We start from the raw sequence: 12823 nt of genomic DNA on the forward strand, positions 1-12823 counted from the left end.
CCCATCGCCTGCCTCGCCGCCGTCGGGGCCTTGCTCGCCCCGCTCGCCTGGTCCTCGCCTTCGCGCGCGGACGCCTCCGCGTGGACCTTCGTGGGCGCCGGCGCGGTCGGCTGGAAGCAGGGGGAAAGCGATCTCGTCTTCGACGGCGCGCTGTCGTGCGACGTCGGCGTCGGGACCACGCCCGACGCGCCCGTCATCGTCGGCGGCCTGATGCGCGCGACGCCGATCCTCGACAGCGGCATCGATCTCGCGCTGCTGGCCCGGGTCGCGACGCGCGGCTTCCAGGCTGGCCAGCTGGGCCTTGCCCTCGACGCGGGCGGCTACCGCCGCTTTTGGGGCGCGGGTTCCACGGGCTTTGCCGGCGCGCTCACGCTTGGGGCGCCGCTCGGCATCAGCCTCTCGCTCCAGGGGAGCTACGGGACAGACAATGCGATGGCGTTCGCCGCCATTGCGGGCATCGACCTGCTGCGTCTCACCGTCTACCGGCAGTCGCTCCTGCCGCTGTGGCCGAACCCGTTCCCCGCGCAGCAGAGCCGAGACGTCGCTTCGCGCTGACGAAGGCGGTGAGCGCTCCCCCGCGTTGAGATCGCCTTCCCGGGCGCCCGAGTCGCCCGTTTCAAGTCTTGAAGCGGGCGACTCGGTCGCCGAGTCGGCCATCTCAAGCCATGATCCGCCCCGCTGGCCCGCCGAGTCGGCCATCTCAAGGCTCGATCCGCCCCGCTGGCCCGCCGAGTCGGCCATCTCAAGGCTTGAAAGGGCCGACTCGGCGACCGAGTCGCCCGTTGCAACGCTTGCATCAAGCGTTGCAGCGCGCCGCAGGGCTCACCTGTCCAGCGACGAGCTCCCTCGCCGGGGGCCGGGCAGCTCGGCACACCCTCCCCCAAGCCACCCCACGCTCCGCTCAGCCGCCGCCCCGCTCGGCTCGGAACCGCCTCGTCCGCTTCAGGGCGTGAACCCGGCGAGCCCCGCCACGAGCCGATCGAGATCCGCGCGGCTATGCCGCTCGGTCACGGCGACCAGCAGCTCATCCCGCCGCCGCGCGTCGATCCGCCCGAGATCGAGCCCCGCGATGATCCCCTGCTCCGCCAGCGCCCGCGTGAGCCTCCCCGCGTCCCCGCCGCGGACCTTCACGACGAACTCGTGGAACGTCGGCGCCGACATCGGCAGCGAGTACCCGTCGAGCCGCGCGATCTCCCGCTTCAGGTGCTCGGCCTTCGAGAGGCACTGCTTCGCCGCGTCCACGAACCCGCGCTTGCCGAGCATGCACATCCGCATCGTGACCGCCGTCGCGCAGAGGCCGCTGTTCGTGCAGATGTTGCTCGTCGCCCGCTCGCGGCGGATGTGCTGCTCGCGCGTCGCGAGCGTCAGCACGTACCCGCGGGTCCCGTGCTTGTCGACCGTCTCGCCGACAAGCCGGCCGGGCACCTGCTGGAGGTACTTGCGGTCGTTCCGGCACGCGAACAGCCCGACGTTGGGGCCGCCGTACTGCGGCGGCAGCCCGAGCGGCTGGCCCTCCGCCACCGCGATGTCGGCGCCGAGCGCGCCCGGCGACTCGAGCAGCGCGAGCGCGTACGGGTCGAGGGTGACCGTGATCAGCAGCGCGCCCTTCTGGTGGCACACCTCGGCCACCTTCCGGATGTCGCCAACGACGCCGAAGAAATTCGGATAGCCGACCACCACGCAGGCGGTCGTCTCGTCGATCGCCCGCGTCAGCGCCTCGACGTCCGCCGTGCCGTCGCGGCCCACGTCGACGCCGACCAGCGACGCCTTGCCGGTCCCGATGCCGTGCACGTACGTCTCGACCGTGCCGACATAGTCGGGGTGCACGCCCCCGGACAGCACCGTGCGCTCCCGCCCCGTCAGCCGGCGGGCCATCAGCACGGCCTCCGCGAGCGCGCTCGCGCCGTCGTACATCGACGCGTTGGCGATCGGCAGCCCGAGGATCTCGCTCACGATCGTCTGGAACTCGAAGATCACCTGGAGCGTGCCCTGGGAGACCTCGGGCTGGTACGGCGTGTACGCGGTGTAGAACTCGCTGCGGAGCAGCAGCTGATCGGCGGCCGGCGGGAAATGGTGCTCGTAGGCGCCGGCCCCAAGGAACGAGAGCATACGGCCGGCGCGGTTCTTCTGGGCGAGCTCCTCGAGGTGCCGCATGAGCGAGGCCTCGTCGAGCGAAGGCTCCATCGAGAGCGGGCGCGTGAGGCGCGCCTCCTTCGGGATCGCGCTGTAGAGCTCCTCGAGCGACGACAGGCCGACGGCCTGCAGCATCTCGCTGATTTCCTCGGGCGTGTGGGGCAGGTAGCGCATGGTCTTGTGCAGCGGAAAGCAGGAAGGGTGATGCAGAATGCGGAGGGGCGCGGCGCTCAGTGCGCCGCGGTCTTCAGGAGCTCGCTGTACGCGTCGGGATCCATGAGCGTGCCGAGCTCGCCCTCGTCCGAGGGCACGACCTCGATCATCCACGCCGTGCCGTAGCAGTCGTCGTTGACCAGCTCGGGGCGGTTCTCGAGATCCCCGTTGACGCGCTGGACCTTGCCGCTCACCGGCGCGAACAGATCGCTCAGCGTCTTGACGCTCTCGATCGTGCCGAACGCCGTGCCCGCGGTGATCGTGTCGCCCGGCTTCACGTCGAGGTTGACCAGCGTGATGTCGCCGAGCTGCTCGACCGCGAAGGCGGTGATCCCGATCACGATGTGATCGTTCTCCTGCTTGGCCCACTCGTGGTCCTTCGTGTACCGCCGGTCCGTTCGGACATTGTCGCTCGCCATGTGACTTCTTCTCCCTTTGCCAACCTGGATCTCTGGTCGCCGCGCACGGTCGCTCGGATCAGCCCGCCGCGGCGCGCCTCGGCGCGGGTCAGGCCCGCTTGTAGAACGGGGTCTTGACCACGACCGCCTCGACCGAGCGCCCGCGGCAGTCCACCTGGAAGGCGGTCCCGATCGCCGCCATCGGCGCCGGCAGGTAGCCGAGCCCGATGTTCTTGCCGACGGTCGGCCCCGGGCTGCCGCTCGTGCAGACGCCGACCTTCGCGCCGCTCACGTCGAGCAGCGGGTAGCCGTGGCGCGCGATGCCGCGGCCCGTCATCTCGAAGCCGACCAGCTTGCGCGCGGGGCCCTCGTCCTTGATGCGCTGGAGCGCGGCGCGACCCACGAAATCGCCCTTGTCGAGCTTCACCACCCAGCCGAGGCCCGCCTCGATGGGGTTCGTCGTCTCGTCGATGTCGTTGCCGTACAGCGACAGGCGCGCCTCCAGGCGCAGCGTGTCGCGCGCGCCGAGGCCCGTCGCCTCGAGGCCGAGCGGCCCGCCGAGCTCGACGAGCGCGCGCCAGAGCCGCTGCGCGTCGGACGGCGAGCAGAAGATCTCGATGCCGTCCTCGCCGGTGTAGCCGGTGCGGGCCACGGTGCAGCGCACGTTGGCGAGGGTCGCGTCGCGGAAGTGGAACGGCGCGAGCTCGCGCAGCGCAGGGCCGTCGCCGCCCGCGAGCGCGACGATGTCGAGCGCCTTCGGCCCCTGGAGCGCCATCATCGCCGTGCGATCCGACGCGTCCTCGAAGCTGCAGTGGCCCTGCGCCGCGCCCCGGATGTGGGCGGAGATCTTGTCGCGGTTCGACGCGTTGCAGACGATGAGCCACTGCCGCGCGTCGATCCGGTACACGATGAGGTCGTCGAGGATCGTTCCGGCCTCGTTGCACGCGCACGTGTAGAGCGCGTGTCCGTCCTCCAGCTTCTTCACGTCGTTCGTGACGAGGTAGTCGACCACCTGTCCGGAGTGCTCGCCGCTCAGGATGATCTCGCCCATGTGCGAGACGTCGAACAGCCCGGCGGCGGAGCGCACCGCCTTGTGCTCTTCGGTGACGCCTTTGTACTGGACCGGCATCTCCCAGCCGGCGAACGGGACCATGCGGCCGCCGAGCTTGATGTGCTCGTCGTAGAGCGGCGTCCTTCGGAGCGGAGCGGTGGGGAGCGGCTTGGTCGACACGGCCGCGATCTACTTCGAAAGGTCGTAGATGTCGACTGGCGCAGCGGGCCCCGCGGCGCGGGAGGTCGAGGCCGCCGCCGCTGTGCTCACTCGAGGTGGGTGGGATCGATCACCTTGCCGTCCGGCGTGAGCCCGCTGCGGCGCCAGCGCTCCTCGACCGACAGGCCCTGCTCCGCAGGCGACCGGGTCTCGTCGCGGACGACGAGCTCCGAGGTGTGCGCGCGCGAGACGACCTCGATCCGGATCATCCGCTGCGGCGCGCTCTTCACGGTGGCGCGCGAGAAGATCGTCTTCGCAGGGCCGGTCTCGACGTTTCCGGCGAGGACGCGCGTGCGCACGTAGTTCGCCACCCGCTCGGCTGGGATTTCCCCGACGGCGAAGACGGCATCGGAGAAGCGCGCGCTCACCTTCATGCGGCGCGGGATGGGCAGGCCGAACGCCTGCTCGGCCCCCTCGGCGAGCTCGCCCGGCAGCGCCTGGTCGACCGGCGGCTTCGGGGCCGCGGCCTCGCTCGCCTGCGGCGCCGGCGCCGGCGCGCCGGCATCGCTGCGGCAGGCGGGCGCGGCCGAAGCGCACGCGACGAGCGCGGCGAGCGCGCCGGCGGCGCGCGACAGGCCGGCTCGTGTCATTCGATGAGGGTGGCCCACGAGTCGATCTTAACGACCTTGCGCGGCCGCTGCAGCGTCCTCGTGCTCGTTCGCGTCGCGCCCCCCTGGGCGTCCGCGTCGCCCGCGGCGCCGGTGTGGAACACGAGCTGGTACTCGGGCGGGGTGGACTGCCGGACGATCGTCTGCGGGCCGAAGTACGGATCGGTGTAGTTCTCCGTCTCCGTGCAGGTCGGCTTCTGGGTCACGGCCACGCCGAAGACGATCGTGCCCGGCGACTGCAGCTCGAAGTGCTCGGGAGGCGCGAGCGGATCGACGACGAGGCAAGCGTTCGGGTACGCGGCCGGCGTCCCCGCCGCGCCGAGCAGGTAGTCGACGCCCCAGATGGCGCCGCGCCCGTCCGCGCACGCGTAGGTCCCGGGCGCGACGGGCGTGAACGTCGCGAAGTACGCGCAGCCGTTGAAGAGGGAGATGGGCCCGGTCACGCGCTGGCCGCCCGTGAAGGGGACGACCCAGTTCTCGCTGAAGCGGAGGCTGGTGTTGTGCGGTCGCTCGGTGATCGACCAGACCCGCGTCTCGATGGCGCCGCTCGCCGTGAACGCCTCCTGATCGCCGGTGGAGAACAGGATGACCTTGTTGCCGAGCGGATCGGTGCTCACGATCGGCGTCGTCTGGATCGGCTGGCTGCTCGCCGCGCTGTCGGTCGGGAACGAGTACGCGTCCCAGGCGAGGTCCACGGTCCAGTTCTCCGGGTTGGTGCTCGTCAGGCTGACGCGCCAGAGCGTCCCGTCGGCGTCGCCGACGTAGATGCGCTCGGCGACCTCGCCGACGCCCGCCGGGAACGGCACGGGGACGCCGGTGATCGGCGAGTCGAAGTCGACCTGCGTGGTCCGCGAGCCGATCCCCGCCGGGGCCTCGTCGACGCGGCCCCGGAATGTGCGGATGATCTCGCCCGTGTCGAGCCGGACGATCGTGAGCGAGCGCGACGGGCCGACGGGGCCGCCGGTGCCCGCGCTGCCCCAGCACCGGACCGAGTCGCGGACCGCCAGGGTGCCCGTCGGATAGAAGAGCGGGTGCGTCGTGTTCTGCCGGTTGCACGCGGGCTGGCTCGTGTCGAGCGGGGCGGAGCCACCGGGCAGGATGGCGACCGCGATCTCCTTGATCTGAGCGCCGTCCTGCATCTCCACCATGCCGATCGCCGGCGTCGGCGTCGCGTCGCCGAACAGCGGGGTACCGCTATCGTCCGTGGAGAGCTGCCAGAGGAACTTCGGCGCCTTCGGGTTCGTCACGTCGAGCGCGTAGTAGAAGCTGCCGCCCGCGCCGCCGCTGGCGACGAGCACCGTGTTCCAGGTCGCGTTGGCGCTGCTCACCTGCGCCGACGTGCGCTCGAAGACGACGTTCTTCACGACGGGCGCGCCGTCGAGCAGCAGCGATTGCTGGTTGAACGTCGCGAGCAGCCGGGGGAGCACGTGGGGCGGCAGGAACGACCAGAGCTCGTTGTTCTCGACCTTGTCCACCTTGAGGTCGTCCGACGTGGTCGCTGCGGTCACCTGGAAGGCGTGCAGCTGCCCGTCGGTCGTCGCCGTGTAGAGCACGAGCGGCCGGGTCTTCTGAGCGGGGCTCTCCGCGAAGGCCCGGTAGGACTCGTCGGGGATGTAGTCGTTCGGCGGCCCCACGACGACCGGCGTGGAGTGATAGATGCTGCCGAGCTCGTTCCCGTCGCGGGAGGCGACGCCCGAGGGCATCGGCTCGCCGACCTCCCACTCGATGAGGCGCCGGGCGCAGTCCCCGGCGTTGGTCGCCTGCAGCCCGCCCGAGCACTGCGGCGGGACTGCGGCGCTGGGATCGAGGTCGAGCGCGCGGGACGCGCTGGAGAGATCGGTCGCGAAGGTCGACCCCGGCGCGAGCGCGCCGCCGTTGGTCATCGTGCCCCTGTAGCTGCCCAGCCCGTCCGTGGCGACGTTGTCGGGGCGGATGCTCCGGCTCGACCAGATGCGCTGCGCGGTGGTGTCGAGGTCGCCGATCACGGTGAAGAACCGCCGCGGCTCCCCGGTGTTCGAGTTGACGTTGGCCGCGAAGTCGTCGCCCTTGCCGGGGTCGATGTCCTTCAGCTGCGTCGTCATGACGCCGCTCACGGACTCGCAGACGAAGCGCTTGCGCTCGAGGTTGCCGCTCCAGAGCGAGCCGTCCGGCGGCGGGCTGAACGAGGAGGCGAACTGGTAGGCGACCCCCGCGTCGGGGTTGCTGCTGTGCATGGCCGTGGTCGCGTTGGCGAAGACGGGGAGGGTGCGGCTCGTCGAGTTCGCGGCGATCTGCGCGAAGATCCGCGACATCACCGCGGAGAGCTCGTTGGCGTCGTTCGGGAAGTAGCCGCGGTCGGTCCCGCCCTCGATGGCGATGCGCGAGAGCGTGCAGCACGCCTTGAGCGCGCCGGACGCGCCGTCGCAGCGCCCTCCCGCCAGGAAATCGGACGAGGAGATCGTCGAGCAGTCGGTGCCCGCCTCGGTGGAGAGGCCGAACCCGACGGTATAGGTCGGCACGCGCCGGTTCGGGTTGACGTGCGTGTTGAGCGAGTGCGCGATGACCTGCGGCTCCTCGTAGGGACAGCCGGTCCCTTCGGGGCCGGGGCCGGCGCCCTGGGTGCAGGTCGGGCGCAGGTCGAGGTTCGGCTCGCCGTCGGAGATGAGCACGATCGAGGTCTTGCGGCAGCCGCCGCTGATGAACGGATCGTCGCGCGGCCCGAGCGGCCGGCTCTTCCAGGTCGAGGCCTCGTTCAGGATGTAGTCGCGCGCGTCGGACAGCATCCCGGCGAGCGGCGTCGCGCCGTAGGGGCGCGCCGCGATGAGCGCGTTCTGGATGCTCTCGTTCACGCTGCGGATCTCGGTGGTGTCCGCCGTGTAGGTCGGGAAGGGGATGAGCGGCCCTTCCCAGAGCGGCGCGGACGGGTTCCTGGCGCCGACCTCCATGTCCGCGGCAGCGCAGGCGGGCGGGTTGCCCCGCGCCGGGTATCCCGCGCCGCTCTCGAACCCGAGGAAGTAGCTCCACATCCCCTCGATGCCGCCCACCGGATCGGGAGCGCCGGAGAGGAGCCCGGTGCTCGCGTCTGGGAGCGTGTCGAACGTCATGAGCGAGAACCGGATCCGATCCTGATAGACGTCGAGCAGGCCGGCGTTGAGCTGCGTGAACGGCGTCGTACAAGGAGCGGCCGCGTTGTCCCAGCGATGCTCTCCCACCAGATCGTAGGTCGCCCCCGGGCCCTTCGTGCAGTGGCCCGAGATCATGCGGTGGAACGGGATGTAGTAGTTCCTGTCGTAGGGCGGCTCTCCCCCGAGGCTGAACTCGTTGACGAACGCGGCGCTCGTGCGCGGCTGCGCGACGCAGCTGAAGTTCTGGATCGGGCCCGTAAGCGACTCGACGAGCTTCGTCCAGCGGCTCTTCAGGGCCTCGGAGGCGGGGGGAGTGCCTGGGTTGCAGTCCGGCTCCCCGCCCGCCACCGTCTTCTCCATCGAGCCCGACGTGTCGACGAGCAAGAGCACGTTGGGCAGCGGCGGCTCCACATCCATCGCCTGCGCGCGTGCGCGCCCCGCGATGAGGCCGAGCGTCGCCGCGGAGCTCATGGTGACAAGGACCTTCGTCAGGTTTCGCATCGTGCGCTCCGGTTCGTCACTTCGAGCAAAGGATATCGGCAACGACAGACATGGATTCCTGGCTGCCCGCCGTCGCGATGGCGGAGCCGCCGGGCCAGGCGATGAGACGCGCGCTCATGGTGACCGTGCAGTAATCGACGCTCACCGGGTTCGGGCCGCCCATGTCGCTGCCGGCGCGGTTCCCTATCGCAGGCCTTATCTTATCAGTGATCTCCACCTTGGCGATCCACTGGACGGCGGCGCGACCAAGGCTCCCGGGCGTCTCCGGCGGGCCGGCCGTGGGCGCCTCCAGGAGCGGCTCTGCCGCGCCGAACGTGTGCGGCAGGAGCGGCCAGCACTCGTTGGTGGCGACCGAGCAGGTCGTCGATCGGGGGATCATCTCCAGGCCTCCCTTCTGCTCGATCTCGGCGATCGCGAGCTGCATCGCGTACTCGGTGAGATAGTGGGTCTGCGTCATCCGGCGCTCGTGGCCGCTGGCGATGGTCGACAGCGTGGCCGCGTGGGCCGCGAACAGGCCGATGGCGGTGAGCATCGTGATGACCAGCACGACGATGAAGACGGCGGCGCCCCGCTCGCGGGAGCGCCGGCGGGACCGGGCGATGCTTGCGTTCACCATTGGACGTAGGCCTGGTTGGGGAGCGCGATGTCGGCGTAGAGCGTGCGCATCCGGGCATAGACCGGCGGCGATCCCGAGGGTGCCGTGTTCCCATAGGTGTTGGCGCTGGCGACGATGCCGGGGATCAGGAACCGGAGCCTGCGGCCATCCGGGCCCACGGGGATGGGGAGGCCGACGTCGCGATCGGGCGCCCGGGTGCGGGTCGAGAGCCGGATCTGGACCGACCGCACGCGCTGCGGCCTGGCGTCTGTATTTGACGGATCGTTCGCGGCGGCGGTTCTGTACACGGCATCGTTGTCGATCGCGGTGATCGGATACCGTGTGATCTGCGGATTGGTCACTCCGGGCACGGTGCCCTCCGTTGCTGTGGAGATCCCGAACTTCAGATCGACGGCGTACTCCGCGATGAGCTCGAGCGTGCCCGGGAGCTCCAAATCGTTCTCGTCGAGCTCGACCCGCACGAGCTCGGTGCGGCCGTTGTCGCCGGTGAGCGACGGCGTGACGGGCGCCACGAGAGGGTCGTAGGCCGTCCCCTTGTTGACGAGGCTCCGGATGTCGTAGCGGACGCGGGAGACGACGTTCACCCATCCTCCGTCGCCGGTGGAGCCGCCGGGGGTCACGCCGCAATCCGCGAGCCCGACCAGCGTCGGCAGGCCGGGATCAGCCTTCAGCGTGATGCGGATCTGGACGGGCGGATCGCCGGCCACGTTGACCTGGTCGATGACGCCATACAGGAACTTCTCCTGACCGCGGACCATGATGCGGAGGAAGCGCTGAGGAGCGAAGATCTGGGTCAGGCTCTGCCCGCCGCCCCGCGCGCGCTCCAGCGTGCGCTGCACGGCGGCGCTGCTCGGGTTGAGCTCGACGACCCAGGCGCCCGTCTCATCGCTGATCTTCCTGAACTCGAACAGCTCGGTGCTGTTCAAGCTGCCGCCGATGATGATGGAGTCGGGGTGCAGCCCGTTGGCGATGCTCTGGCTGAGCTCCGTCCCGTGGAGGAACTCCGACCCTTGACGCAAGATCGAGATCCCGGCGAGGCGCCTCAGGCCGATCGGCGAGGCCGGGACCTGACAGACCTCCGGGTCCTGGAGGATGTTGGGCGACGAGAGGTAGCCCGCGCGCTGCAGGTCCGCGGTGAGCCGGTTCATCCCGATCGTCGCCGCGAGGTGCGAGGCGGAGGCCCTCGCCTCGTTCTGGAAGAAGCGCGTCGCGTTCTTCGAGAGCAGGAAGGCCGCCAGCGACACGACGAGGCCGGCCGCCATCGCCACGAGCAGCTCCACGAGCGTGAAGCCTCGCTGTCCTGAGGCCCGCGCGCGCGCGGGGCGGGGGGTGCGTCGGCTCGTCGTCATCGCCTGTCCTCGCTCGTGTTCCGGAGCACGCCGGTCGTCAGGTAGACCGCGCCGAAGCGCCCCGGGTTCGTGTCGACGGTGAGCGGGGCGATCCCGCAGTTGATCGGGTCCCCGTTGCGCTCCCAGATGACGCGGATCTCGGCGCGGATGAGGCTTTCCCAGATCCGCGTGCCTGACGCGGGATCGGTGAACTGGCGGAAGCGGACGTGCGTGCAGAATGCGGACGCCAACGTGTCGCCCGTGTAGATGTCGGCCCCGAGCACGTCGGCGCTCGGCGACCCGAGCGCGGTGATCTCCGTGGGGGTCGACCTCGCGGGGAACGGGGCGGTGGTGCTGACCGCGAGCCAGTCGGTGTCGCTGTTGATGTCGGGGACCCGCATGGGATCGTTCCACTGGAGCGCGTCCACCCGCAGCCGCTCTGCCCAGGTCATGGCGATGCTGTTGGCGATCGCGAGGTTGCGCGCGTTGGTGTTGCTGATGAGCGTCGCCTTCTGCAGCGCGAGCACGCCGGTGGCGCCGATCGCGAGCACGCCGAGCGCCGCCATGACCTCGATGAGCGTGTAGCCGCGGCTCGCCGCCCTCCTCGCACGCGCCGCGCTCACAGCCCGAGCCTCGCGACGCCGTTCGGCGGGACGAAGACCGAGCGCAGGAGGCCGGTCCTCGTGTTGGTCACGTTGACCCGGAGCGCGCCGAGCAGCGGCGCGAACCCCGTGCTGGGGTCGTAGCGGACGAACGTCCGCCCGCGCGGCGTGAAGCAGACGTCGGCGTCGGCGCGCGCCGTGCCGGTGGGATCGAGCAGCTGCATCGACGCCAGCTCGACGCCCTCGGTGTGGAACGTCGTGACCGGCTCGGTCTCGGCCGCGTTCATCCAGTCGACGACGCTGAGGCAGCTCTTCGCGATCATCGGGCCGGCGGGGGTGCTATCGACCTGCGCCTGCCGTACCTGGAACTCGCCTGTCGAGGCGGTCCACCGCACGAGGACCGCCGTCCCGCGCCCGATCGCCTGGTAGCGCGCGAGCCGGTAGATGCCGCTGATCTCCATCGCCGTGCGGTTCACGCGGCGATCGCGCATGCCGCTCACGAAGCTCGGCGACGCCGCGGCGGCCAGGATGCCGATGAGGACCACCACCGCGAGCAGCTCCGGCAGGGTGAAGCCGCGCGCGCCACGGCGGCGCAGCGCGCGCTGCCCCGGAGAGCAAGCCCGCGGTCGATCGGAATCACGAGGAGGACGTCGCGAACAGGAGGTAGGGCGCACCAAAGCCTCGGCAAAGGCAAGCCGCATGCCCTCGACGGGATGCGCTAAGCCATTGAATTTCATTGTGAATCTCTCAAAGCGATTCGCCGCGGGCGCTAACGATTGCGGCGCTATGAAAAAAGGTGCAAGGCGAACGGGCCATGCGATTCCCGCCTGAAAGGTGTTCACCGAGAGGCCCATTGGACCACAGCGCGTCAGCTCCGACTCGCGCGAGCCGCGCGACGCGCGCGTGCTCCGGGAGGCCGTTGCGCTCCCCGGCGTGGAGCAGCGCGCTGCTCGCCAGCGCGCTCGTTGCCGCGCTGTCTTCGGGCTGCAGCAAGAAGGAAGAGCCCCTCGGCGCGCCGCCGCCGCCCCCGCCGGCCGCGAAGCCGGCCGCCTGCGCCGGCGGCGGCGGGACGATCGGCGACGCGGCGAGCGCGCCGTTCTTCCCGCGCACGACGGGCGGGTTCTGCCTCGACCCGAACGGCGGGGAGAAGACGTTCGGCGAATCGGCGCCCCTGCCGCTCGACAGCATCTGCGACATGTTCGACGGGGAGTGCGAGATCTACAAGGGATTCGGCGTGCGGCGGGTCGTCGAGGCGCGGTACGTGAGCGGCGAGGGCGGCTCCGCGACCGTCGACGTCCACCTCTCGAAATTCGGATCCACGGAGGGCGCTTACGGGATGTTCACGAAGCGCACCGTGGGCGACGGCGACCCCGCCGACGAGGCGACGCCGCGCCCGATCGAGGGGGGCGGCGCGGCCGCGATGGGGGTCGGGAACGCGTACCTCTGGCGCGGGCAGTACCTCGCCGAGATCACCTACAACGACGAGGCGCTGGCCGAGGCGGCGCTCAAGTCGTCGAGCGAGAAGGTCCTGCCTGGGCTCGTGAAGGAGATGGGCGCGAAGCTGCCCGGCGAGCCGTCGCTGCCGCCCGCCGCGGCGGCGCTGCCCAGGGACAACATGATCCCGCTCGGGATCCGCTACGAGACCAAGGACGTGCTCGGGGTGGATGGCGCTGGGCCCGGCGCGTTCGGCTACTACAAGGAGGTCGACAAGCGCTACCGGGTGGTCGCGGTCGTGCGCGGCGACGTCGACCAGGCCAAGGACGTGGTGTCGACGCTGGCGAAGCTGCCGGGCGCGGCCAGGGAGAAGGGCATCGGCGACGGCTCGGTGCGCCTCATGAGCAAGGACGGCGAGGGCTCCGCGACCGAGTGGGTGTTCGCGCGCGCCGACAAGACCGTCTACGGCATCGGCGACGAGGCCCGCGTGCTCCGCAACGGCATGACGGCCGACGAGCACGCCAAGCTGACGCTGACCAAGGAAGAGAAGACGGCGAGGCTGAAGAAGCTCGTCACCGCGCCCGCGCGCTGACCGCAGCGGGAGCGGTCGAGCCGC

The 12823-nt window shown here is 70.7% G+C and carries 11 protein-coding genes; 2 read left to right on the forward strand and 9 right to left on the reverse strand.

Annotated features, from left to right (window positions below; genetic code table 11):
- Nucleotides 1-90: 90 nt before the first annotated feature.
- Nucleotides 91-555, forward strand: coding sequence for a hypothetical protein (locus tag WMF19_RS11605; protein ID WP_437899140.1), 465 nt, complete (start codon nt 91-93; stop codon nt 553-555).
- A gap of 387 nt (nt 556-942) precedes the next feature.
- Here the strand turns inward: WMF19_RS11605 and gcvPA are convergent, their stop codons facing one another.
- From gcvPA to WMF19_RS11650, 9 genes are all read right to left on the reverse strand, one after another.
- Nucleotides 943-2307, reverse strand: coding sequence for an aminomethyl-transferring glycine dehydrogenase subunit GcvPA (gcvPA, locus tag WMF19_RS11610; protein WP_437899141.1), 1365 nt, complete (start codon nt 2305-2307; stop codon nt 943-945).
- A 56-nt stretch (nt 2308-2363) separates the two neighbouring features.
- A complete protein-coding gene (gene gcvH / locus WMF19_RS11615; RefSeq protein ID WP_437899142.1) occupies nt 2364-2765 on the reverse strand; it encodes a glycine cleavage system protein GcvH in 402 nt (133 codons plus the stop codon).
- An 88-nt stretch (nt 2766-2853) separates the two neighbouring features.
- Nucleotides 2854-3975: a glycine cleavage system aminomethyltransferase GcvT gene (gene gcvT, locus WMF19_RS11620; protein WP_437899143.1), complete on the reverse strand. Its 1122-nt coding sequence runs from the start codon at nt 3973-3975 to the stop codon at nt 2854-2856.
- Nucleotides 3976-4061: 86 nt separating this feature from the next.
- On the reverse strand, nt 4062-4604 hold the full coding sequence (locus tag WMF19_RS11625; RefSeq protein ID WP_437899144.1) for a hypothetical protein: 543 nt from the start codon (nt 4602-4604) through the stop codon (nt 4062-4064).
- Nucleotides 4601-8227: a hypothetical protein gene (locus WMF19_RS11630; RefSeq protein ID WP_437899145.1), complete on the reverse strand. Its 3627-nt coding sequence runs from the start codon at nt 8225-8227 to the stop codon at nt 4601-4603. Before WMF19_RS11630 ends, WMF19_RS11625 begins: the two co-directional genes overlap by 4 nt.
- A 16-nt stretch (nt 8228-8243) precedes the next feature.
- Nucleotides 8244-8843 (reverse strand): hypothetical protein, encoded by a 600-nt coding sequence (locus tag WMF19_RS11635; protein WP_437899146.1) that lies wholly within the window; start codon nt 8841-8843, stop codon nt 8244-8246.
- The gene (locus WMF19_RS11640; protein WP_437899147.1) at nt 8837-10192 is read right to left on the reverse strand and encodes a PilW family protein; all 1356 of its coding nucleotides are present in this window, start codon (nt 10190-10192) and stop codon (nt 8837-8839) included. The genes WMF19_RS11635 and WMF19_RS11640 overlap by 7 nt, the downstream gene beginning before the upstream one ends.
- The gene (locus WMF19_RS11645) at nt 10189-10794 is read right to left on the reverse strand and encodes a type IV pilus modification PilV family protein (RefSeq protein ID WP_437899148.1); all 606 of its coding nucleotides are present in this window, start codon (nt 10792-10794) and stop codon (nt 10189-10191) included. Before WMF19_RS11645 ends, WMF19_RS11640 begins: the two co-directional genes overlap by 4 nt.
- On the reverse strand, nt 10791-11627 hold the full coding sequence (locus tag WMF19_RS11650; RefSeq protein WP_437899149.1) for a pilus assembly FimT family protein: 837 nt from the start codon (nt 11625-11627) through the stop codon (nt 10791-10793). The genes WMF19_RS11645 and WMF19_RS11650 overlap by 4 nt, the downstream gene beginning before the upstream one ends.
- A gap of 65 nt (nt 11628-11692) precedes the next feature.
- Here WMF19_RS11650 and WMF19_RS11655 point away from each other — a divergent pair, with 65 nt between their 5' ends.
- On the forward strand, nt 11693-12799 hold the full coding sequence (locus WMF19_RS11655; protein ID WP_437899150.1) for a DUF6599 family protein: 1107 nt from the start codon (nt 11693-11695) through the stop codon (nt 12797-12799).
- Nucleotides 12800-12823: the final 24 nt, after the last annotated feature.

It is taken from the genome of Sorangium sp. So ce124 (assembly GCF_051525235.1).
Taxonomy (GTDB): domain Bacteria; phylum Myxococcota_A; class Polyangia; order Polyangiales; family Polyangiaceae; genus Sorangium; species Sorangium atrum.